The organism is Limibacterium fermenti, from assembly GCF_041902845.1.
GTDB lineage: Bacteria > Bacteroidota > Bacteroidia > Bacteroidales > Dysgonomonadaceae > Limibacterium > Limibacterium fermenti.
Genome location: NZ_CP159486.1, coordinates 2,608,991 through 2,634,742 on the forward strand (window position 1 = coordinate 2,608,991; position 25,752 = coordinate 2,634,742).

11 protein-coding genes and 1 CRISPR repeat array (1 of these 12 running past the window's edge) are annotated in these 25,752 nt (G+C 37.4%); of the genes, 2 read left to right on the plus strand and 9 right to left on the minus strand.

The genetic code is table 11. From position 1 onward, the window contains the following. A CRISPR array of direct repeats spans window positions 1–10,661; the repeat unit is 29 nt; unit sequence ATTTCAATTCCACTTGGTACAATTATAAG; it begins 9,724 nt to the left of the window's first position. Window positions 10,662–10,872: 211 nt separating this feature from the next. The 9 genes from cas2 to ABNK31_RS11510 all read right to left on the minus strand — a co-directional run bounded on the left by cas2 (window position 10,873) and on the right by ABNK31_RS11510 (window position 21,401). After that, on the minus strand, window positions 10,873–11,133 hold the full coding sequence (cas2, locus tag ABNK31_RS11470; RefSeq protein ID WP_418892649.1) for a CRISPR-associated endonuclease Cas2: 261 nt from the start codon (window positions 11,131–11,133) through the stop codon (window positions 10,873–10,875). Further along, window positions 11,133–12,149, minus strand: coding sequence for a type I-B CRISPR-associated endonuclease Cas1b (gene cas1b / locus ABNK31_RS11475; protein WP_418892650.1), 1,017 nt, complete (start codon window positions 12,147–12,149; stop codon window positions 11,133–11,135). The genes cas2 and cas1b overlap by 1 nt, the downstream gene beginning before the upstream one ends. Before the next feature lie 141 nt (window positions 12,150–12,290). Next, entirely contained in the window at window positions 12,291–13,301 is a 1,011-nt protein-coding gene (locus ABNK31_RS11480; RefSeq protein ID WP_418892651.1) for a hypothetical protein, read from the minus strand. A gap of 143 nt (window positions 13,302–13,444) precedes the next feature. Continuing rightward, on the minus strand, window positions 13,445–13,954 hold the full coding sequence (gene cas4 / locus ABNK31_RS11485) for a CRISPR-associated protein Cas4 (RefSeq protein ID WP_418892652.1): 510 nt from the start codon (window positions 13,952–13,954) through the stop codon (window positions 13,445–13,447). Between the two features lie 3 nt (window positions 13,955–13,957). Further along, complete coding sequence (gene cas3, locus ABNK31_RS11490) at window positions 13,958–16,726, minus strand: CRISPR-associated helicase Cas3' (protein WP_321578932.1); 2,769 nt, start codon at window positions 16,724–16,726, stop codon at window positions 13,958–13,960. Further along, window positions 16,710–17,489, minus strand: a complete 780-nt coding sequence (gene cas5b / locus ABNK31_RS11495; protein ID WP_418892653.1) for a type I-B CRISPR-associated protein Cas5b — start codon at window positions 17,487–17,489, stop codon at window positions 16,710–16,712. The genes cas3 and cas5b overlap by 17 nt, the downstream gene beginning before the upstream one ends. A gap of 74 nt (window positions 17,490–17,563) precedes the next feature. Next, entirely contained in the window at window positions 17,564–18,505 is a 942-nt protein-coding gene (locus ABNK31_RS11500) for a type I CRISPR-associated protein Cas7 (RefSeq protein WP_418892654.1), read from the minus strand. Between the two features lie 23 nt (window positions 18,506–18,528). After that, window positions 18,529–20,466, minus strand: a complete 1,938-nt coding sequence (locus tag ABNK31_RS11505) for a hypothetical protein (protein WP_418892655.1) — start codon at window positions 20,464–20,466, stop codon at window positions 18,529–18,531. Between the two features lie 209 nt (window positions 20,467–20,675). After that, entirely contained in the window at window positions 20,676–21,401 is a 726-nt protein-coding gene (locus ABNK31_RS11510; protein WP_418892656.1) for a hypothetical protein, read from the minus strand. 685 nt (window positions 21,402–22,086) lie between these two features. Here ABNK31_RS11510 and ABNK31_RS11515 point away from each other — a divergent pair. Beyond that, entirely contained in the window at window positions 22,087–23,295 is a 1,209-nt protein-coding gene (locus ABNK31_RS11515) for an IS110 family transposase (RefSeq protein WP_418892526.1), read from the plus strand. 837 nt (window positions 23,296–24,132) lie between these two features. Continuing rightward, entirely contained in the window at window positions 24,133–25,653 is a 1,521-nt protein-coding gene (locus ABNK31_RS11520; protein WP_418892657.1) for a TldD/PmbA family protein, read from the plus strand. Window positions 25,654–25,752: the final 99 nt, after the last annotated feature.

The window sequence follows — 25,752 nt, forward strand, 5'->3', positions numbered from 1 at the left end:
TTTATCAGGAATTTCAATTCCACTTGGTACAATTATAAGAAAAACCAAACATCGAATATGGTGCGCAATCCTTCATTTCAATTCCACTTGGTACAATTATAAGGATGAAGATGAAGAAATAACCGACAAAGTAAATGAATTTCAATTCCACTTGGTACAATTATAAGGGCACTCGAATTATACACCGTGCCGCCATCAAGGAATTTCAATTCCACTTGGTACAATTATAAGTGGCGCACGTATGATGGTATGGTCATCACTTCCCTAATTTCAATTCCACTTGGTACAATTATAAGTGGTGCTGGCGATAGTGGCGGAGGTGGAGGTTCTGATTAATTTCAATTCCACTTGGTACAATTATAAGTTGTTTAACTGAACACTACAAAGATAACACATTGTTTATTTCAATTCCACTTGGTACAATTATAAGAATGATGCATGATTTCGGTTTTGCTTCATTAATATAAATTTCAATTCCACTTGGTACAATTATAAGAATGATGCATGATTTCGGTTTTGCTTCATTAATATAAATTTCAATTCCACTTGGTACAATTATAAGCAACGCCGCTGGCTGGTCGATGGAGCAGGTTGGAAAATTTCAATTCCACTTGGTACAATTATAAGTGGAGGAGCCGAAGTACAAGCATGGCGATTTTCTTAATTTCAATTCCACTTGGTACAATTATAAGTCATTAGTCCCTGCTCCAATAGCTGCTTTAACCATATTTCAATTCCACTTGGTACAATTATAAGTCAGCGTCAATTAATAGGCTTAAGTATTCATCATGATTTCAATTCCACTTGGTACAATTATAAGCAGGATCGTCCTTTGCCGCGTTGAAGTAATTTTCTAAATTTCAATTCCACTTGGTACAATTATAAGTTACGGCAAAGAAGCTCAATTATATTACGATTTTTCATTTCAATTCCACTTGGTACAATTATAAGCCGTGCCGCCATCAAGGATGAACCATATCGTTAAGAAATTTCAATTCCACTTGGTACAATTATAAGAGCTATTCCGGAGAAGGAGCAATTTCAGATAGTCGAATTTCAATTCCACTTGGTACAATTATAAGTCTCTAATAAATCTCGACGCACCCTCTTTCTGATTTATTTCAATTCCACTTGGTACAATTATAAGGCACTGTCCGCTATAATCTCATCGTAATTTTTCTATTTCAATTCCACTTGGTACAATTATAAGTGTTGTTAATTGCAGTTGTACTGTCACGTATGTGAGATTTCAATTCCACTTGGTACAATTATAAGGATTAAAAGGATGGCAATATGGCATTACATGAATAGATTTCAATTCCACTTGGTACAATTATAAGCAACTGCCACTTCACCGGTTAACCCTTTGTTTTTGAAATTTCAATTCCACTTGGTACAATTATAAGCTGGAGAGACCCTGAAAAAGAATTACCGGAAAAAGAATTTCAATTCCACTTGGTACAATTATAAGCGTTGACGTTATATAGCTGGGAAGCGAAGGATTTCGTATTTCAATTCCACTTGGTACAATTATAAGACGTAAGAGATGCTATAAGCAAAACGGCATCAACAATATTTCAATTCCACTTGGTACAATTATAAGAAAAAAGGAGGATGGGAGACCACTTCCACCTAAAAAATTTCAATTCCACTTGGTACAATTATAAGTCTCTAATCAATTCAATCAGCTTTAGTATGTGAGAAATTTCAATTCCACTTGGTACAATTATAAGCAGGGCAGGCAGCATCACTATTGAAGAGATAGAGAGATTTCAATTCCACTTGGTACAATTATAAGGAAACGAAAATCGAGTACCGTGACAGATTGATGGTATTTCAATTCCACTTGGTACAATTATAAGGCATTCTTTGCCGCATCGGTGTTAACTGTTTCAAGTGATTTCAATTCCACTTGGTACAATTATAAGAACGAGAGTGAAACAATGGCAGGAATATTTGAAATGTATTTCAATTCCACTTGGTACAATTATAAGTCTGGGTTGTCAAGCTTGGATAGTCATCAGCCCCGAAATTTCAATTCCACTTGGTACAATTATAAGAGATATTCCAGCACTTACATTGCGTAGAGAGAACAAATTTCAATTCCACTTGGTACAATTATAAGGCATCCCAAAAGGATATTAACAGGGGCTTTTATAGATATTTCAATTCCACTTGGTACAATTATAAGTAAGCCTTTTCTATCCCGAATAATTTAACCAAATACAATTTCAATTCCACTTGGTACAATTATAAGAACAAACAAATCACGAATCGAAATTGGAGACATGGTATTTCAATTCCACTTGGTACAATTATAAGAAGAACGATTAGCCTGTACATCGTGAGGTGTTAAATATTTCAATTCCACTTGGTACAATTATAAGAGACCTTCCAGGAAAGAAATGGTTGAGGTGTATAAATTTCAATTCCACTTGGTACAATTATAAGTTATTTTTTCTAACTGGTGTCAGATAGATACTATTCCATTTCAATTCCACTTGGTACAATTATAAGGGTTACACCGACCTGGGAGAAAGAGGTAGTATCGGTATTTCAATTCCACTTGGTACAATTATAAGTGACCGTACGGTTTCCCCCTGCCTCTGCCGTACTCCTATTTCAATTCCACTTGGTACAATTATAAGTTTTGGTGCTAGAAATTTTGGTACATTCGCTCATGCATTTCAATTCCACTTGGTACAATTATAAGGTGGAGGAGCCGAAGTACAAGCATGGCGATTTTCTTAATTTCAATTCCACTTGGTACAATTATAAGTGTTTGGGCAAACATGCTAATGCCTGTTGATAGCAAATTTCAATTCCACTTGGTACAATTATAAGAGTTATTCCAGCACTTACATTGCGTAGAGAAAATAAATTTCAATTCCACTTGGTACAATTATAAGGAAAGGCTTATTACAGCCATGAAGCGTACAATTGTATTTCAATTCCACTTGGTACAATTATAAGTACTTCAACGCGGCAAAGGACGATCCTGTTAACGCTATTTCAATTCCACTTGGTACAATTATAAGTGCCATTATCGGCTTATTGCAACGCTGTCCTACTCGAATTTCAATTCCACTTGGTACAATTATAAGCTAAATCGCAATCAGAGTTACAAAGGAAATATAATATATTTCAATTCCACTTGGTACAATTATAAGTAACGTCTCTAATAAATCTTGCCCCGCCCTCTTTTATTTCAATTCCACTTGGTACAATTATAAGAAGGCACGGAGAGACCGTTTGTTTTATCATATAATAAATTTCAATTCCACTTGGTACAATTATAAGACAGAGAGTAAAGTAAAGCAGCCTAAACTAAAATATTTCAATTCCACTTGGTACAATTATAAGTTTTAAAGGATTATTACTGTAAAAATACCTGTCTGATTTCAATTCCACTTGGTACAATTATAAGCATTCTTTGCCGCATCGGTGTTAACTGTTTCAAGTGATTTCAATTCCACTTGGTACAATTATAAGCGAAACACTACCGCCCGCTACTAGTCCAATTACTCCATTTCAATTCCACTTGGTACAATTATAAGTGGGGCTTTATTTGGATATTCAAACGATGCTATATGATTTCAATTCCACTTGGTACAATTATAAGCATTATATCTTGCCCTTAGTTTTAATTGCGGTATACTATTTCAATTCCACTTGGTACAATTATAAGCCAACACCGTTTTATTTGAGTGGGTGTGGTTATTGGATTTCAATTCCACTTGGTACAATTATAAGGATCGCAACCTGACGGTTATGGCGGCAGTATTACTGTATTTCAATTCCACTTGGTACAATTATAAGAGAGTGTTTGAAGCTTTGCAAACTTTTGGTTCTCACATTTCAATTCCACTTGGTACAATTATAAGTGGGGCTTTATTTGGATATTCAAACGATGCTATATGATTTCAATTCCACTTGGTACAATTATAAGTATTTATTTGATAACACAAATATACTTCTTTATTTTATTTCAATTCCACTTGGTACAATTATAAGCGTTTCAAAAGCTTATCGGTGAACAGCTTAATGTTCGATTTCAATTCCACTTGGTACAATTATAAGTTGTTGAGTTTTCGTTAATTCCTGTCGAACATTCGTATTTCAATTCCACTTGGTACAATTATAAGCTGTCGCCGGACTGACGGCCGGGATAATATACTTTGATTTCAATTCCACTTGGTACAATTATAAGCGTACAGGCTTGTATCGTAGTCAAGAACATAATTAAATTTCAATTCCACTTGGTACAATTATAAGCAATGATAAGTTTAAGAGAATTGGCGATTTTATGTTATTTCAATTCCACTTGGTACAATTATAAGAGGCACGGAGAGACCGTTTGTTTTATCATATAATAAATTTCAATTCCACTTGGTACAATTATAAGTATATCCCTCACGTGGTTGAATTGTCGGATCCTGAAAATTTCAATTCCACTTGGTACAATTATAAGCTGTCGCCGGACTGACGGCCGGGATAATATACTTTGATTTCAATTCCACTTGGTACAATTATAAGTTAGGAGCACTGGCAAGCAAAGCGGCTCAAAACATGAATTTCAATTCCACTTGGTACAATTATAAGAGGAAAGGACGCTTCAATTCTCAACGTGGGTGATCGGATTTCAATTCCACTTGGTACAATTATAAGAGGTTGGCACATCATTAATAAAATTCAGCATGAAGCTATTTCAATTCCACTTGGTACAATTATAAGACAAAGGTTTTTCAGACCACTTGGCGCAATTACCTAATTTCAATTCCACTTGGTACAATTATAAGTTGAAGTTTCTAAAAATGTCAGTCCTTTATTAGCAGATTTCAATTCCACTTGGTACAATTATAAGTTTTATGTTCTTTGCTCAGCTTCATATCTTATCCTATATTTCAATTCCACTTGGTACAATTATAAGGGTAGACAGCGTTTCAACGACTGTCAACATAAGCGGATTTCAATTCCACTTGGTACAATTATAAGTTCCAATCGGTGGCCGCCTCAACTTACAATCAGTAGATTTCAATTCCACTTGGTACAATTATAAGTCTTCTGCAATATACTTGCTCCTTAACCCCTCACCAATTTCAATTCCACTTGGTACAATTATAAGTTGCATTGAGAAGCGGTAACTTGCCGTTTCAATTCATATTTCAATTCCACTTGGTACAATTATAAGATTAACGAAAAACTGCATCGCAATATCTTTCACCCATATTTCAATTCCACTTGGTACAATTATAAGGGAGCTCAAACATATATCATGTTGCAAGACCAGCAAAATTTCAATTCCACTTGGTACAATTATAAGTCCGTGCCTTATTCAGGGAGCGGGGCGGTAAACATATTTCAATTCCACTTGGTACAATTATAAGCCATTTCTTTTGCTTGACCTAAACTATCCTCGAGTAAATTTCAATTCCACTTGGTACAATTATAAGATGTTGAATTCAGGTATCTCGTAGATGTTTATTTCCGCATTTCAATTCCACTTGGTACAATTATAAGTGAAGAGCGAAAGAGCTTGGAGGGCAAATTAACGCATTTCAATTCCACTTGGTACAATTATAAGTCATTACATAATGTATGGTGGGGAGTATGTGAATTTATTTCAATTCCACTTGGTACAATTATAAGTAAGCTATCCAGTTCTTTATTGATCGCTGTTTTCTTATTTCAATTCCACTTGGTACAATTATAAGTTACTAATTCTCTCGAGTTTCATCAGGGCAATGATAATTTCAATTCCACTTGGTACAATTATAAGAAAGGCGGCGCGAGACATTGCCTCCATCTATGAAGAATTTCAATTCCACTTGGTACAATTATAAGAAAGGAAAGAAAAAATCAAAAGCGAAAGCCGGTGAATTTCAATTCCACTTGGTACAATTATAAGCGTGGTGATGGAAAACTTCAATGTTCGCCGTGATTTATTTCAATTCCACTTGGTACAATTATAAGGCAAATCCCCGGCATTCGTGAGCAAGTGTCTCTCGAATTTCAATTCCACTTGGTACAATTATAAGTCTTTTCATTTCCGTTTAATTGCTCTGAAACGAAATATTTCAATTCCACTTGGTACAATTATAAGTATTTGTATATTTGTATATTCAAAATCGATTAAAAAATTTCAATTCCACTTGGTACAATTATAAGTATCGGTCGCAAATAGCACGTTCCCCGTTTCTGGAATTTCAATTCCACTTGGTACAATTATAAGATATAAAATCGCTTGATGCCCTCTGGTTTAATTTTAATTTCAATTCCACTTGGTACAATTATAAGTACCCAACTTGTTACGGCTAACAAAGCTTCATACGAATTTCAATTCCACTTGGTACAATTATAAGGGGGCGATATAGACGAGAACGGCAAGCCTATCTCAAATTTCAATTCCACTTGGTACAATTATAAGTTTTTTCTCGGGCGGAGGATGCACAAGAAAGAGCCTTATTTCAATTCCACTTGGTACAATTATAAGGCTAAAGTAAGCCCCATCGCATTTAGGTTCTTCGTAATTTCAATTCCACTTGGTACAATTATAAGAAAAACTGAATCGTCTCCTTTTGTTAATAGCTTCCCAATTTCAATTCCACTTGGTACAATTATAAGTTTGTCATGATTCTTACACGTAAAACCGTTTATCTTATTTCAATTCCACTTGGTACAATTATAAGTTTACCAAATTGATCCACCTTATTTATTAGTACATTAATTTCAATTCCACTTGGTACAATTATAAGTAAAACAGTAACGGACAATATGATAAAACTTTTAAAATTTCAATTCCACTTGGTACAATTATAAGTGGAAGGCGGTTAAAGAGGTGCTTGACTTTACGGAATTTCAATTCCACTTGGTACAATTATAAGGAATATTGAGCACGTATATTCCATACAGGGGATAAAATTTCAATTCCACTTGGTACAATTATAAGCGGCGGGGAAGAACATTTCAGAAATTCCCCTTTTGTATTTCAATTCCACTTGGTACAATTATAAGAGTGGAAGGCGGTTAAAGAGGTGCTTGACTTTACGGAATTTCAATTCCACTTGGTACAATTATAAGTCGGCCGGAGATTTAAATGTACCAATACGGAACTATATTTCAATTCCACTTGGTACAATTATAAGTAAAGTAGAGGAGGATAACAAGCAAGATGGCAAAGTTATTTCAATTCCACTTGGTACAATTATAAGTATTAATAGCCTGCCTACACTCTTTCAGGGTACGAGGATTTCAATTCCACTTGGTACAATTATAAGGAAGACGTCAAAAGGATTTTCGCAAAAGTGCATTCCATTTCAATTCCACTTGGTACAATTATAAGTTATATGTCAAAGAGGAGAACGGATGTTTTCGAAAAATTTCAATTCCACTTGGTACAATTATAAGTTCAAAGCCGCTTGAACATCCATTTTAAAATTAAAATTTCAATTCCACTTGGTACAATTATAAGAAAGTAGATAGCTCCATCTTGCCGGCACTTACCGGTATTTCAATTCCACTTGGTACAATTATAAGTCTCCGAAGCCGCCTATTTAATCATGCAATTTAAGGAATTTCAATTCCACTTGGTACAATTATAAGTTTTTTATAAGCATATTAAATGCAAGAGCTTCGAGGATTTCAATTCCACTTGGTACAATTATAAGTAAAGGGCGCGCCGAACGCATGTGTAGCGTTAAAATATTTCAATTCCACTTGGTACAATTATAAGATTGACACGCTTATAGAGAGAAAGGAGATATCCTACATATTTCAATTCCACTTGGTACAATTATAAGGTTTATGGGGAGCCAGGGTGCACTGGCGGATATCATATTTCAATTCCACTTGGTACAATTATAAGACCGGATTGCCCCTCATGGTAGATACCTGTACATTAATTTCAATTCCACTTGGTACAATTATAAGTATATTCGGTAAAACGTCCTTCGTCAGTCCTAACGGTATTTCAATTCCACTTGGTACAATTATAAGCGTCGACGAAAAAAGTGAAATCGTTCAGATAATGAAATTTCAATTCCACTTGGTACAATTATAAGCAGATGCTATTTATCAGAAAGCAAAAGCGCAAGTCATATTTCAATTCCACTTGGTACAATTATAAGAGCGGAGAAGAGAGGAATTGTCCTTTCGGATAATGTATTTCAATTCCACTTGGTACAATTATAAGTCAGGCTACAGGGGTAAAACTCTCCATTCACACCCTATTTCAATTCCACTTGGTACAATTATAAGGCATTTGTTGCGAATGAACGCCGCGCCGTATGCGAATTTCAATTCCACTTGGTACAATTATAAGTATTCTACCATCATATAGTCGGATGCCGGTACTGGATTTCAATTCCACTTGGTACAATTATAAGAGATGATCGATATGTCGTTACCGGTTATCCTGAAAGATTTCAATTCCACTTGGTACAATTATAAGTAGTCCTTGCATCATGCAGTAAGGTGGAGCCTACAATATTTCAATTCCACTTGGTACAATTATAAGATTGGTTGAAATTGAAAGAAAGCCCGATGAAGTGGATTTCAATTCCACTTGGTACAATTATAAGAAAAAGAGGATAAGACAATCGGTGAATATGAGTATTATTTCAATTCCACTTGGTACAATTATAAGACGATGCGGTAGACCCTTTTAAAACAAGCAATTACTAATTTCAATTCCACTTGGTACAATTATAAGTTCGTTTGTAATAGGCTTCCGTTTTGATATACTCTTATTTCAATTCCACTTGGTACAATTATAAGTACACGATAGCGTGACGTTTCACCCGCTCTAATGCGATTTCAATTCCACTTGGTACAATTATAAGAAAAAAAGGAAATATGAAAGAATATTATATGTCCGTATTTCAATTCCACTTGGTACAATTATAAGTTGTAGGGGCGGGATTGAAGCCGGAAGGGGTGAATTTATTTCAATTCCACTTGGTACAATTATAAGTATATGTCAAAGAGGAGAACGGATGTTTTCGAAAAATTTCAATTCCACTTGGTACAATTATAAGATTGCGGTTTACCCTCCACCCACGAAACCATAATCGATTTCAATTCCACTTGGTACAATTATAAGAATTACTTCGTTAAATCGCTCTTTTTCAAATTGACAAGGATTTCAATTCCACTTGGTACAATTATAAGCTGTTTTTTCTGTCTTAAATCTATTTTTGAATCGGCATTTCAATTCCACTTGGTACAATTATAAGTGCTTTGATGTGGGTAACCCGACTGTCGGCATAAGACATTTCAATTCCACTTGGTACAATTATAAGACATTTCGACTACACAGAATCGATCTTCAAAAAATTATTTCAATTCCACTTGGTACAATTATAAGAGAGTAGTCCCCGCAAGGCTTGTATTAAATCCTCCAATTTCAATTCCACTTGGTACAATTATAAGCATAACTTATCGTAAATCCAATGCTCATCATAAGAAATTTCAATTCCACTTGGTACAATTATAAGTAAAATGGCTAATAACATTACAAAAAAAGAAATTATATTTCAATTCCACTTGGTACAATTATAAGCGAAGTGTAAGGCATTAATGAGACGTACAACCTTAAATTTCAATTCCACTTGGTACAATTATAAGTTCGCCGGAGGCTTCGGATTCAGTCATCCCGTCCAGTATTTCAATTCCACTTGGTACAATTATAAGCCCGATCTATTATGCTTTTCAGGCGGTAACAGAAGAATTTCAATTCCACTTGGTACAATTATAAGTTCATATCATGAACGTTCAACCCTTTAATTAAAGAGATTTCAATTCCACTTGGTACAATTATAAGGACACGCTTATAGAGAGAAAGGAGATATCCTACATATTTCAATTCCACTTGGTACAATTATAAGACATATATACAGCAACTCTCTAAATATATTGTTAGATTTCAATTCCACTTGGTACAATTATAAGACCTTCCGTCCATTTCACCCTATCAAGGCAAAATTATTTCAATTCCACTTGGTACAATTATAAGTACTTCTTTCATCCTATTCCTCCTCATAACTTTTTTATTTCAATTCCACTTGGTACAATTATAAGAGCCATTTTCGCATTACGCAATTTAACCCACTTTTGATTTCAATTCCACTTGGTACAATTATAAGCGGTCGTAACGAGGTAGCAAATAAGACGTTACGACATTTCAATTCCACTTGGTACAATTATAAGCTATCGCGGTTTCCAAAGCTTGCCTGTCGTAGAACCATTTCAATTCCACTTGGTACAATTATAAGTAAATTCGTCATATCTCTATCATCATAGGGTTACTTAATTTCAATTCCACTTGGTACAATTATAAGTAGACAAAAAACACATTACTGTTTCTATTATTAGCTATTTCAATTCCACTTGGTACAATTATAAGTGCCTTTTTTATAGACTACCTTCCCGAAATACTTTATTTCAATTCCACTTGGTACAATTATAAGTCATCTTTCTCGGCTGCCGGGATGCCAAATTTTTCTATTTCAATTCCACTTGGTACAATTATAAGTCGATGCGGAAATGTACGATCAGCTGACAAATGATAATTTCAATTCCACTTGGTACAATTATAAGTTATATGTCAAAGATGAGAACGGATGTTTTCGAAAAATTTCAATTCCACTTGGTACAATTATAAGCCGTTAAAAACGGCAAAAAATAATGCTGAATATCAGCAAATAAATTAATCTTTCGCATACTTTTTCTAATATAAAAGTTGTCGATCGCCAAAGGTATGAAAAACCCCGGAGATCGACAACTGATTTTATATCCTGATTTTCAACATGTCAAAGAACGCTTGAGGAAAATTGACTCCTTTATAAACTCCAGAAATTCTCCTTTGACAACTTCCTACAGAAAATTATCTACACTACTCTTCTCTTTTCCAATAATTTGCTTGTCCATCCATTTTTCACTCCTTCCGGAAAAAATAATGAGACTATCTTCCTCTTTCATCATCTTTTCGGCATGAATCGTTAACTCTTTTAGTTTTACGTCCGAAATTTCCCCTTCGAAAACCGAATTTTGTATCCAATTCAAATACTTCCGGCAAAGTTTAAGCATCTTCCCTACCCGCTTCTCTCCAATATCGTACACAAGAATCACATACATCACCAATACATTTTAAAAGGTTTGTATTCCTCCATGCCTAACAAGTGTTTACTTAACTTATAACATTCAAGCTTAATAAGATGCCGATAACTCACCTTTCGTTTTAGAGACCGATGCTGTATCGTTTCGGTCAAACGCTCTTCAAAGGCTTGCACAAATATCTTTTTTCCATTCGGATTTAATAAACAGCGGTTCAGTTTATGATCGAAATGCTTTTCCTGAATCGCTTTTTTATTCAGCAATTTGAAGATTACCCTATCGACCAATATCGGCTTGAATATTTCCGATACATCCAGTGAAAGCGAATATCGACGCTCTCCCGGCGTATGCAGATAGCTGATGGTCGGGTTTAGTTGTGTTTGATGAATCGCCCTCAAACATTGCGAATAGCACATCATGTTGCCGAATGAAATCAGCGCATTCACTTCATTGCTTGGCGGCTGTTTGCTTCGGCCATCCATCTGAAAATCATTAATAATCAAATCGAATCCATCGTAATACATCTGGTGAATATTCCCCTCCAATCCCATTAATTCGGGGACACTTGATGCGCCCGTCAACTGAGAACAATATCGTTCTATCGCTTCGATGACTCCATCTAAATCTTTTCCTCGCGTCTGATAATAACGAAGATTCTTTATCATGTTGAAAGCCGCACCTTCCACAAATTTACGAGCCAACACAATTCGTTTTTTCTTATCCTGATAATAACCAGTTTGAGCAAGAAGCATTCTCCCCGACAAAAGGCTGTCACGAGGCATGAACGAACCCGTATAATTCTCGTAATAATCAAAAAAATGGACGGCAATATCATTTTGCCCCAAGAAATTGTATAAGGCGCTATTAGCATTTAGGGCTCCGAAAGCATAAAACTCGCCAATATTTTCCACCGGAAGATACCGAGGCTGCCCGGGATGCTCCAATCCGTTTCCGTCTTCTTCCACCGGAGTAAACTTCAAGGTATTATCTTTACGCTGCAAGATACCCGGATTAAATAAATAATACGTTTTTTTCATTGAAATACAGAATCGTTCAGTAAATTAATCTTCTTCCACGTAATAACATTCATAATAGTTGCAATTCCTATCCATATCGCTACCCATTGGCAAACTGCCACAGTTTTGATAATGATTTATGACAAGCATACACGCAAACGGTTATTCTTTTGAAGAAGATGATTCTATCCTTTCGATGGTTTTTGCTCTAGCCGCGTTTTCGATGGCTTTCACGGCAATGTCTCTTACTCCTGCTTCAGCATGAGATGCTTTTTCGCCGTATTCTTTCACCTGCGCCTGTAATTCGACAATCTTCTCTTTCAATGCTTCTATCTGCTGATCTCTCAATTTTATTTCACCTTCCGACTGTTTGTTCATCAATTTTATGTCAAAATCATATTGCATTTTCAATGTTCTTGTAACTTCCTCTTCTTTTAAACGAACGGCATTTTTCAATTTGTCGGGGAACCCAGCACCCTCTTCCCTTAATCGAACGAACTCATCTTCCGAAGCTTTGACAGTTTGCTCACGTTGGGCCATCTCCTGTTCGAAAGCTACCTTCCGATCGGCCAATTCTTTTTCGAGAGCAGCTCTTTTCGTTTCATATTCATCCCTGTCCTTTTGACGGGTTACCTTCAAGGTATACAAATATTCATCTTCTTCGCGTTTACGTCGTTTAGCCAATTCGTCGGCATACTCTTTCTCCGCCGATTTATGTTTTGCTTGGTCTTGCTCCCATTGAGCCTTCTTTTCGTTCATTTCTTTGTTGAAAACTTCATCTTTTTCGTTCATCGTTTGTTCGAAGTTATCTTTCTTTTCCTTTTGAGCAAGCAGCATGGCTGCCAAGGAATCGGTATTGGCCGACAGGGAATAGAGGTCTTCGAGATATTGTTTTTCGGCTGTAATTGCGGCACGGATGTCCTCCAATTTCTTAAATTCGCCGCCCAAACTCAATTGCAGTTCATCCAACGAGTTGTTCAACGATGATTTCAAGCCGGTAATGCTTTTTACAATGCTATCATTGTTAACATCAGCAACCTTTTCCACGGTTTCTTTTCTCACTTTCTCTTCTTGTATCCTTTTGGGCACATCGGCTTTTTCGTCCTGTACTTTTTTCAATAAAGCATCATAGGCTTTAAGTATTTCCGCTTTTGTATTCTTTTCTGTTACCATAATATTTTTATATTATTCGTTTGTTTGCAAATTAGTCTTTCAGATTCATCCATTTTTTCAAATGATTGCCCAAAATTAGGATAATTACCTTATCATTCATAGAAAATAAAGGGAAATTTCCAATCCGGCAAAATAATCGTTCATCAACCTTCCTCTTCCACATAACAAAACTCGTAATAACTGCAACTCTTACATATCCGGGCATTTATGACCGGCGGACAATCATCGGAATGAATAATTTTTACTATCTCTGTTTTTATCTCCTCTATTTTCTTTCGATCTTCGTCGGACAAATTTACATGTTCGGTGTGCCGCAAGGTGGGATATTCCAACAGTCCGGTAACGCCATCGATGCCGTTTTGCTCCAACACAAAGATATAATATTTCACTTGCCATTGATGCGCACGCTCCACTTTATCGGAACGTTTTATCTCATGAATGATTTTATTGCGGGCATCATAAAAATCGATTTTACACCCATCGATCTCTAACTCTTCGTAACGTTCCGGACGTTGAGGATAGCTGTTCTCATGAATTAACTTTCCGTCATAAACCAAATCGGAAGTATGCTCGAAACGAATGTTATTGGCATGCAACCAAAGTTCTCTTTTACATACGTGATAAAGATTAATAAGAGTAGCCGTAATATCCATACTCTAAAAAATTAAAGCAGAAGATAACTGCTTATCCATAAGCCCAGCTTCATAACTATAAACAGCATCATCATTGCGTTCCAAACCATATAAATAAATGAATCCCAGATCATCATTAAAATATCCTCTTTCTATTAAGCGTTGTGCATCTTGAGAATACAAGAAGATGGAAAAAGTAAATTTAGACATAATACTCTGAATTTTTTTGATTCGCAGTTTTTGCTCGACAAAATCATCGTCTTTTGATTGAATCAATTCTATATATAAACCCCAAACCTCTTTTCCGGATACTGTTTCCGAATCATCATATTTACCGTTTTCCTTGAGAAAGTACAGTTCCTCCATAGAGAAATTTCGAACTGAAGTCGCCGGAACAAATACCGGTATATCCAATTCAACAAATGCAGAGATATTTTGTCCTTCAATTAAACGGAAAGATTGATCTACGATATTGAAATCAAGATTTTGTATTGCACTTCGAAAATCATTTAATCCACGATTAAGCAGCCCCTTATTATAATTAATACGCTTATTAATAACCTCATCATATACCATATCGAATGATTTATTTTGTAGAATAGATTCATATTCACAAAAAGGCATCTCCTTCAAAACTTTATAGCGACTGTCCGTTCCATAAATAAAGCGGGCGTCATCACAATTAAAAATAAACAGTTTACAATCATTTTTCTTAACATTCCGATTAATACGGCCGGCTAATTGCTCGTCACTATCAACTAACGAAGCATCTTTGAATCCTAAATCCATATCGATATCCACCCCGGCTTCTACAACCTGAGTGGTAATAAGCAATACCTTTTTGTCTCCATTATCGGGATTTTTCAGAAAAGAAATAATTTCTTTTTTCCGGGGTTCCAATATCGTTCCTGAAAGTAAAAATATATGATCGAAGGTATCGCTATTTACGTTATTGGCAATGGAATAAAATTCGGCGGCTGTTCGTTTAAAAATAAACTCAATGATCGTGAATACTTTCCCATTTTTTTGTTGATAAACTCCAGATTCTTCAAATAATTTCTCACACAATTGAGAAAGATATGCTGTTTTTTCTTCTTTATTTCCTTTTGCCGGCTTCTTCCAATCACGAAACACCGAAAAATCAAAAAGAACTCGTCCTTTAAAGTTTTCATTCTGAAAATATATATTTTTATCACGAATAAGATAAGTAAAATCAGGAACTTTCTCACTCCAGGTAAGTTTTCCGATTTTAGGAAGGGTGGCAGACATGAGGATAAATTTCATGTTAAATAGCTCAGCATAATGATCTATCAAATAGATAATTTTATCCCACTGTTCCGGGGGATAAGATTGTAATTCATCAATAATAATAACTGAATTAGCTAATCGGTGAAGCAAATAATTCGTCTCTTTCCGACACGTCTTAAGGAGGTCGAAAAAATGCACGTGAGAAGTAAGTATTACCGGATAATTTACAAACAATCCATCTAAATAACATTTCTTATTTTTCCCATACTCTCCGTCGTTAGATTTCTCCTTTAATTCAGCACGAGAATGTAATTCAATTATTTCATCTTCGTTTAACCCTAACGTTTTCTGAAGAACCGTATAAGTTTGCGTTATCAACGTAGTAAAAGGAAAAACATAAAAAACTTTATTAATGCTATTTTTTTTCGTACTTAAATCCTGTTCAAGAAGCTCCGATAGGGCAATCATCGACAAGTTCGTTTTTCCTCCACCGGTAGGTGCTTCAATATAAAACAAACGCTTATCGAAATTTAAACGAATATTGCGAATAACCTCAACGGCCATTTCAGAGCGAAGACGATTGAGATTATCATTATTTTTTTCTTGAGGACACAGCAATTTATAAGTATCAAGGTTATCATATACGCGTTTGTTGTAATCTTGCGACGTATGAATATTATAAATAATCCGTTTCTTTAATTCTTCATCTAGAATACCGAAATCCGAATACATTTTCTGCCAACCATTCATATAGTGCATCGTTGCCAAATAATCGGAAGCGGTTAATAAGGAATAACACAGTTTGATTAATGCAAAAAAAGAAAACTCTTCCTTACAACCGGCATAAAACTCCGATAGATTATCAAAAAGCTTACTTTTAAGCATCTCTTTCTCCAGTATTTTCGTTTTAAATGGTTCTTGAATCTCCCATGAGAAAAGCTTTAGATATCGATTGATGAACTCCAGCAAATCCGTTTTAAAATTAATTTCTTGAAAGGTGTTGTTGAGTTGTGAGGCATGATGTTTAGCAATAGGATATGAGAATGCGAATACGCAATACATTAATAGGAACTGATCGAGATTATTTTTTGCAATAAAGGGGATTTTATTCAGATGATAGGCTATGAAAAGATACTCGCTTAAGAGAGAATGATTGGTAGAAATAGGACTTTCGAGCATTCTAAATAACGAATTGTTCATTTTGTCCGGGGCAGCTTGAAAATTCTCATTTACTTTTCCAAAATCATGGAAAATAATCGTATCACAAAAGAGTTCTTTGATACTATTCTTCAGTTCAGGACTACATTGTCCCGAAAAGCAATTATCTGTAAAGCGCTGAATGATACTATTTATTACATCATCCAGTTGCAGGTGGTCGCAAACAGCGCAAAAATAATCGTTTACCAGATGTTGATGTTCTTCTAACGATTCATTTTTCCTCCCTTCTCTTATATGCGCATAGTAGTTTTCTTTATCCTTTAATTTAGAAAGAATAGATTGATTATTCGAAATAATTTGTCGTATTGAATTAAAAGAGTTGCACATAAACGTTCTCTGACTCTAACAAATATAAATCCCGTAATAGTGTATCTTTTTTTAATTTTGCCGAAGTGTAAGCAAAATCAGCCACTTCATACTGCAATAAACTCTCATTAAATCCGATGGGCAATTTTTCGAAATAAAAAAAGAGCGGTTTTTCAGTTTCTGTGGAAAAGAGATCGAATCCTTCAGTTAAACTTTCCTTTGATTGTCTTATAGAGGTGTCGTCTTTATGAAAAATGGATATAATTTGAAAAGATGAATCAGGCTTTTTTTCACTATAGACATATTCATGGACACTATTTCTTTCCCACCATGCAGAAAAATCATTTTTCCCAAAATACGGCAAATATTCAGCTTCCTGATTTACAATCCTTTTATATAAAACATTTTCGATTTCATTAGTAGTATCAAGCAGCAGATAACATCGAAAAGCAGGCTTTAAGAGTATTTGTTCAGAGACTATCAAATTTCCTCCGGCTTCAACACTTGCAAAACCAGTACTATTATTATAAGTGACAGTGGTTTTAGTATAATTTCCTTTATCACTATCCAATGGCTCTATCCCTATTTTGAGATGCTTGAGTTTATGATAATACTCCGGGAATTCACCATTTTTTTCATATCCTTTTAACCCTGCAATAGCACCTAAAATACCCAATAAGGCGGGCTTGTGTAACATATTATATGTCAAATATATTTTTTCATTTATATCGGGCTTTTTTAGAAAACCCATATCCGCACGCAGATCAAACGATATTAATTTCATACCAAAAATAATTTTTTATGCCCGGCAGAATATGCGCAAAAACCCATACACTGCCAGGCATTTTGTCAAACGCATTAAAGATTATTTTCCAAAACGTTTTTCGGAAGATTAAAAACCTTTGTGTTTACCTTATTATAATAGAGCTCTATTTTTTCTATTTGATCTGAATTTCTATCCAGAATTTCAGTTACATTATTAAAATCATAAACAACTTTTCCATCTTGTTTTTCATCCTGCATTTTAATTAAGTTCGTAAAGTTAGGCAGTACGATTTTGGAGTCTTTCTTTAGTTGTACCCACAACAATAACTCGTTCTCGCTACCGGCTTTCGAAGCAGAATCATACCATGTCACTCCACGACGCATTGCTTCCTTTAGTTTATCGATATCCTCCGTCGAAAGACTTTGCGCATCTTCACCTGCCAATGAAGCTATGTCAGAAAGATTTTGAGGATTGATGGAAAAATGGTGCACATAATGCCCTTCTTCCAATTTAGACTGGCGCCCTATCGTAGTCATGCCCTTTTCGGCTTCAGGATCGTTCGCCTTATTACTGAAGGGAGAGGTAATTTGTTCAGTAAATATATTATCTTCATGCCAAATGTTTATTCCATGATTGATCTGTACGGGTCCATGTACGGAAATATTCGTTTCTCCGGCAAAAGTCGCTCCGAAAAGGCGGATATCGATGCAAGACAAAAGATTTTTAGCCACAGCCGTTTTAATGATTCTATCATTGTTTTTCACTTTTTCTTTAGGGTAGTCTCCAAAATGTTTTTTGTAGGACTCATCCAAAGAAATAGGATTCATTTGATCGTTCAACGATTTGAAATAAAACACCCTTTCTTTGTCAAATACATCTTTAATGTAATTCTTGACCGTATATTTAAAAGCCTTATCGGTAGCATATACTTTACCATTCGGCAAACGGCGCGGTTGACCCGAAAAATCCGCATTGTAATTTGAGTTGATCGCTTTTACAACAGCGACTCCGAAAATTCTGTTATTGAAATTCATACTATTCTGTTTTTAATATGTGATTATTCGCTTTTCGTGTTTTCGTCATTCTTTTTTTCATAGATTATATTAGGAGCAAAGCATCCGGCAAGTAAGAAACGCTGATATTTTTTCATATCTTCATTTCCTTCATAAGTCAAAACATCTTTCGCTAAATTGGCAAACCGGCCCTTTCCCAAATCGATCTCATGTTTGTACATGCTGATCATTTCCGTTATTGCATCTTGTACTTGAGCAATACTATGCTTTTGTAAAATAGGTTCTAACATTGCATACGTTTTGTTACTGGCAGCACTCTTTGTTAATAAATAATAGATTACTTGTCCCGCAGCAAAAGCGAATTCGGCAGGATCGGAAGACAATTCGACCTCATGGTTATTGGCAACAGACCGCACATGATTCATTAATTCTTTAATTTTTGAAGCCATATTATTTTTATTTTTTGGATTATTCGTATCGAAATAATTATAAAGACTAAACCAGATATTTAATTTTTTCTTAATATCGTTTTCTTTTGAATGATATTTCCCTTCTTTAAATTCATCTTGTCGCATATCTGCAATGATAACGTGATACATGATATCATCAAACATCAAACAGGTTATGGCATCTTCTTTCGATTTATAGATGTAATCGTAAAAAGCTTGCCTATATTTCATTATCATTTGATAAACAATATCTTTCCCGCTTACATATTGCGGGTCTATTTCGTTGAAATAGTTAACCGACATTTTATTATCTTTGATTTTTACTAATGAATTATTGAAAACGGTTTGAACGATATTGCTTTCAAAACCAAAGATTGTATGGATTTCCATTGTCGATTCCGGCTGCTTACCGCTTGTTGATCCGAATAAATTCAATACTTCGCAGGGATGACCATTTTTCTCCATTTTGTATCGAAACAAAGAAACAAAATCAAAATCTTTCACTTCGCCGTTAAGCATGAACAGGAGATAGTAGTTTGCAAGATTCCTATTCCTTTCACCGCACACCTCTTTTAGAATTTCGGAATAAGCAGGCTTTCCGTCTTTTGTTTCATTATAAATCCGAATAATTTCAAGATTCGTTGCAAATTCTTTTTTATCAATGAATACCGGTAGCGGATTGGGTAATATCTTATTTGATAACAGCGTTTCAAAATTACTAAGTGCAAGAGCATCCTCAGCTGTAATTCTTCCACTTATACCTTTATACATAGAAGCGGTTTTATGCTCTAAGAACGGTTTTTTAGCATTCAATCCATTCAAGAAATTACTTAACCCGTAAGTGGCATCTGTTATTTCCTCTTCACTATTGTAATCATTTTTATTAAAGAGATTTTGTTTTAAATAGTTTGCATGTGCTTCCTTATATTTTGTCAAAGGGACGTCTTTCAAATAAATATTGACAAAAAAAGAATCTTTCATTTTATCAAAAATAGTCACTTCCAATTCAGAGCCATCTTTTTGTTTTTCAGGAATTAAAAAATCGTTTATATTCGTCAGGACTTCATAGCAAACTTGCTCGAAAGCTTTTGATTTTTGGATAGAAATTTCATCATTATCATTTAAACAAATAGCTCTTGCATTTTCAAAATAATATGAAAACAGACTCGTTACCTTATCAGTTCCAATACCTTCTAATTTCGAATTCTGAAAAGACTTCTTTTTGAAAGTCACTATAAATGGGGAACACGAGAAAATTTGCTTTTTCTTATCGAAAACTTTATTCATAGTTGTTCCCACACGCCTGCCGCAATCTTCGTATTTTATGATTTCTGATAATAATTCATCGGTATCATTTTTTCCGTCATAATAATCATAATCCACCTTATATCGAGGAGGCTTATTTTTCCATTTTCCTTCTTCATCCAGTTCTATGAATAGGTGCAACCCTTCAGAAGGTTCTCTATTAATGGAGAAAATTTGAGGATTACTTTGAGATATTTCATTCATAAAATTCACAAGTTCTCGTATCATGTTTTTTTCTTTGATTGACTAAGATTTGTATTTATATTTTTCATTTCATGCCGCAAGATAACACTTTTCAATGAAAGAAATAAATTTAAAAACAGAAATATTCATTATTATTTTAAATTATATTTTCATACTCTCCAACCGTGGGGCAACAGCCCTGCGGTTGGAGATGAATAGATAAGCCGTTAGGGTCTCTTGCCGGGACCGTTTGCTTAGACCTCCTTTTCCTCCTTTTCTTCCTTTTTCTTGTCGGCCTCTTTCCGTTCGGAATTGACTCTCTTGATGAGGTAACTCATCGTGTAGTCTTTCAGGCGGGCGGGATCGACACCTTTATAGATGGCTCTTCCGGCAATCAGATATTTATTCAAATCATGCCAGAAATCATTACACGTCAAAAGGTTTTCCTGCGTGTTCAACCCGCGCTTGCTTCTTATGGATTCTTGCGCGTTATTGAGTGTCTCGATCTCTTCTACCGTATCTTTGATAGTCGCCACTAATTCGGGCTTTAATCCTTGCGATTGCAGCACTTCCAAATGTAAATTGATGTTGGCCGACAATTCGTGCCCTTTCTTCACGACCCCTTCGGTATTTCCGTTGCCGATTTCCGTTCGCAGGTCGCCCAATCCCAAATCATCACCGTTCAATTCGGTGGCTGCAAACCGGGCATATCCTTCCAGCCGGTTGAGCGGCTTTCGAAGTTCACGGATCTTCCGGTCTAACGTTTTGGTTATGCTTTTCATTTCCCTATTCAACGTATCGGTCGATACGGCATTCGCACATCCATTCCTCTTCGTTTCTAAAACGACAAGAGATTCTTCACTAAACTGGTCGGAATAAGCCGTAAAATCGGCCAAATCGCGACGTACACTTGTGATTGCATACCCTCCGATGATGGGTAATTCTTCCACTTTACATGGGAACTCTTTTACTACTTTCATTTTCTTTTTGTTTTAAGTTATGAATGAAATCTTAAGAGCGCTCGATTCCCGGGTGTCTATAGATATTAAATGTATATTGTCTCCTTCAAAAAGGATTGATTCGTTTGATATGGATGAGTACGATGCCCTCAACGCTTAGCCCGAAGCTCCCAATGAGTACCATGATGCTCCCAATCGTTACCCCGATGCACATAATCAGCAACCTGATGCAATTTTTTGCTACCCCGGTGCTTCCAAAGAGTTTCCTGAAGCTCCCAACGAGTTTCCCGAAGTTCCCAACGAGTTTCCCGAAGTTCCCAACGAGTTTCCCGAAGTTCCCAACGAGTTTCCCGAAGCTACTAATGAGTACCCTGATGTTGTTTTTTAGTTTCCCGAAGCTCCCAAGCATCATCCCGGCCTTCGTACCATCGATCCGTACTAACGAATTCCGTTTTCAATATGTCAAAAAACACAATCACGATTTGATTTTTATCCATGATCAATACCGCACGTTTTGCGGGTAAAATGTCTTTACATTCTTCAATTAAATTCGTTTCAAATATACATAAAAGTATACACATATACACAGACCCATAAAAATTGAGTGTTCTGTTTGAGTCCGTTTGGGCCGGTTTTACACATTGATTTGAAATAAGCCACAACTTTCTCTATATTTGAAGATCATTAACCACTAAAATATTCAATAATGAAAAAAGTATGTGGCTTAGATGTGCACAAAGATAATATATTCTGTGCAATCTACAATGGAGAGAGTCATTCTCAAGTGAAAGAATATGCAACGCTGACCCCTGCAATCTATTCGATGGGTGAGTACCTGCAGTCGGAAGAGGTGGAGGAGGTGGCCCTGGAAAGCACGGGTATCTACTGGATTGCCGTGTGGGACATATTCTACGAGATGGGGTTCAAGTTGACGCTTGTCAACCCGTACCTGATCAAACAGATGCCGGGTCGTAAGAGCGACATCAAGGATGCCCAGTGGATAGCCAGCCTGTTGCACAAGGGCATGATGCGCGGCAGTTTCGTTCCTGCTCCCCTGATACAGGAGTTGCGGGTCTATTCCCGCAAATACGGCAAGCTCAGGCAGCAGGTGACCCGTGTGCTGACGTGTATGGACGCCATCCTGGTAAAGGCAGGTATCCGGGCGAGCAGTTGCCTGAGCAGTATCAGCACGAAAAGTTTCATGGGTATCGTCGAGGCGCTGATAGCCGGATGGACAGACCCGGGCTATCTTGTAAGCCTGGTGTACGGGAACAGGAAAAACAAGCAGAGCGGGAAATTAAAGGAGGCCCTTAGGGGCAATATCAGGGCGCACCACCGCCAGGAATTGTCCTGGGCGAAACAGGAGTATGACATATACCAGTTGCAGATATCGGAATGTCTGTCACAAATGGAGCGGATATGTGGCCTACATTTTGCGTTGCCGGTAAATCTTTTACAAACCATTCCGGGAATAAGCCGGATAGCGGCGATGACCATAATAGCCGAAACGGGTGGGGATATGAGTGTCTTTGAAAATAGCGGCAAGATTGTCGGATGGGCGGGATTGCGCCCGAGGAATGATGAAAGCGCCGGCAAATACAAGAGCACCGCTACCACCAAAGGCAACAAGTACCTGCGTTCGATCCTGGTACAGGTCTCCTGGGCGGCTTCCCGGTCGAAGGGTTCGTTTTTCAAGGAAAAGTTCCAACGCATGACCATGCGCAAGCCAAGGAAAAAGGCTCTGGTCGCCATAGCAAGGAAACTGCTCGTTGTCATATGGAACGTGCTCAAGCACACCAGGCAATACGATCCCCGGCTGGCCCCTGTTTACGATCCGGTGAAGATGAAAGCCCGGCTCGCATATTACAAGAAGGAGTACGAAAAAACAGCGAACATACTGAATATTAATCTATAATACAAGCGTAAAGGCCGGGTAACTTTGTGGTGGCTCAAGACCCCGTTTACAAATAGGCCAATGTCACAGTCGTCCCTGAAACGACCTCAAGAACACAGACCGGGGTTAATGCTGCTCCCAATAAGAGAAGACAAGCCCGCAGAAGAAAATCGCATATCGGAAGGCGTCACCGCGTCTTTGCCTGCAACCTTGTGGGTAGGGTGATTTATGCCTGTATCCAAACATCTTTCTCTATTTAGCTCCATTTTTCTTTGAATATGGGGGGAATTTATAGAAGAAAGTTATAAAAAGTAATCGCGAAAAGAAATACTTTTTTTTCGAAAAGATATGCTAACAGGCGATTTTTAACTTCATTTAAACCTACCGGACTTAACTTGCTTCATTTTTAACCGATTAAAAACTTTTCTTGTCCTGACAAAAGCGATTCGGAAAGGGCTCGATTTAATAAAAATTCAATAAAACAAGCATCGACAGGCATACCTGTCATTTTTCTTTTACGTTAAAAACAAAACGAAAAAGTTTCGGGATGTAAGGAAATCGGCATTTTCTACGTTTATTTTGAAAGAGATGCATTATATTTGCAAGAACATTCACACTAAACGAAGGAACGGTTTTGAATTTTCCGAATGATCTGATTTTGTTTATTCTTTTATGCTGTTTTTTGCCTTTTTTGCGCCTTTGAACTTTCCTATCTTTCAAATAACCCGCTATTTGATGTGAAACGAAAGTTCAAATCCATCAAAAAATGACTAAAAAACGCCGCATAAAAAAAATTCAAACCAGTTTCTAAGAAACTATTTAAATTTCTTGCGAAAGGCTTTAATTAAACTATTCTTTATGAACAGACGAAATTTTATCCATACGGGCAGTCTGGCATTAGCCGGGACCATCGTTACACGCCCGTTCGCTAACGCGTCCCCCAAACACACCGCCGCCACGGCCGTAAACGCCGCGATGGATCATTTCGGGGTGAGTAAAAACGATATCCGAAACACCTTGGCCGCTGCCCTCGAAAAAGGCGGCTATTATGCCGATTTGTTCTTTGAGCATACATTCAACAACTACGTGGGATTGCAGGACGGCGCCGTGAACCGCTGCAACTCGAACATCGACTTCGGCATGGGCGTGAGGGTGTTGTCGGGCGACCAAACGGGGTATGCCTATATCGAAGACATCACTCCGCAAGAGATGCTCAAAGCGGCGCGTACGGCGGCACGTATCGCCGACGGCAGCGCAAAAACAGCTCCTGCGGCGCTGACCGAAAAACCGCTGAAGAAAAACTATTACACGGTTTCGACCCGCTGGGAGGAGGTTTTACTGAAAGATAAAACGCCGTATCTGCAACGGCTCAATGAAAAGGTCTTCGCTCTCGACAAACGGGTACAGAAGGTGTCGGCCTCGCTGAGCGACAGCACCACGCACATTCTTTTCTGCAATTCCGAGGGTGTCAGTTACTACGATTACCGCCCCATGTCGTCGCTCTCGGCGCTTTGCATCATGCAGGAAAACGGGCGCACCGAAAGCAATTATGCATCGCGGGCTTACCGCAAGGGATTTGAATTTCTGACGGACGAACTGACGGATGTCATCGCCCGCGAAGCCGTCGAAAAAACGGCTCTCCTATTTAAAGCCGTGAAGCCCAAGGGCGGCGAAATGCCGGTGGTGATGGGCGCCGGCGGATCGGGCATCTTGCTGCACGAAGCCATCGGACATGCTTTCGAGGCCGACTTTAACCGGAAAAACGTCTCGATATTTGCCGGACAACTTCACAAGAAGGTCTGCAACGAACATATCAATGTGGTGGACGACGGCACCATCCCCTTTAACCGAGGGTCGGTGAACATCGACGATGAAGGCACGGACGGGCAAAAGACGTATATCGTGCGCGAAGGCATCCTGACGAGCTATCTGCACGACCGCATCAGCGCCCGCCATTACGGCATCGCTTCCACCGGTAACGGCCGCCGCGAATCATTCCGCTATCCGCCCATGCCCCGCATGCGCGCCACGTACATGGAGGCGGGCGACCGCAAGGAAAAAGACATTATTGCCAGTGTGAAGAAGGGGATCTTCGTCGATAACTTCACCAACGGGCAAGTGCAGATCGGCGCGGGCGACTTCACCTTCTTTGTGAAATCGGGCTACCTGATCGAAAACGGCGAACTGACCCAACCCATTAAGGATATCAACATCATCGGAAACGGCCCCAAGGCATTGGCCGACATTACCCTTGTCGCCGATAATCCGGCCATTGACAACGGCACTTGGACATGCGGCAAAGACGGGCAATCGTGTCCCGTGACCTGCGGCATGCCTTCGGTCTTGGTCGGCAAACTCACCGTGGGAGGAAACAGCTAGTAATGACTAATGACTAATGACTAATGACTAATTATAAATGGCCAATGAATCATAAAAATCATTCACCAGTCACAGTTGGTCACTTATCATTTTAAACAA

What these genes read in the sequence shown, in the direction of transcription:
- ABNK31_RS11515 (WP_418892526.1), top strand. Translation starts at nt 22,087, where the DNA reads ATGAAAAAAGTATGTGGCTTAGATGTGCACAAAGATAATATATTCTGT.
- cas5b (WP_418892653.1), bottom strand. Translation starts at nt 17,489, where the DNA reads ATGAAATTAATATCGTTTGATCTGCGTGCGGATATGGGTTTTCTAAAA.
- cas2 (WP_418892649.1), bottom strand. Translation starts at nt 11,133, where the DNA reads ATGTATGTGATTCTTGTGTACGATATTGGAGAGAAGCGGGTAGGGAAG.
- cas4 (WP_418892652.1), bottom strand. Translation starts at nt 13,954, where the DNA reads ATGGATATTACGGCTACTCTTATTAATCTTTATCACGTATGTAAAAGA.
- ABNK31_RS11520 (WP_418892657.1), top strand. Translation starts at nt 24,133, where the DNA reads ATGAACAGACGAAATTTTATCCATACGGGCAGTCTGGCATTAGCCGGG.
- ABNK31_RS11505 (WP_418892655.1), bottom strand. Translation starts at nt 20,466, where the DNA reads ATGATACGAGAACTTGTGAATTTTATGAATGAAATATCTCAAAGTAAT.
- ABNK31_RS11510 (WP_418892656.1), bottom strand. Translation starts at nt 21,401, where the DNA reads ATGAAAGTAGTAAAAGAGTTCCCATGTAAAGTGGAAGAATTACCCATC.
- ABNK31_RS11480 (WP_418892651.1), bottom strand. Translation starts at nt 13,301, where the DNA reads ATGGTAACAGAAAAGAATACAAAAGCGGAAATACTTAAAGCCTATGAT.
- cas1b (WP_418892650.1), bottom strand. Translation starts at nt 12,149, where the DNA reads ATGAAAAAAACGTATTATTTATTTAATCCGGGTATCTTGCAGCGTAAA.
- cas3 (WP_321578932.1), bottom strand. Translation starts at nt 16,726, where the DNA reads ATGTGCAACTCTTTTAATTCAATACGACAAATTATTTCGAATAATCAA.
- ABNK31_RS11500 (WP_418892654.1), bottom strand. Translation starts at nt 18,505, where the DNA reads ATGAATTTCAATAACAGAATTTTCGGAGTCGCTGTTGTAAAAGCGATC.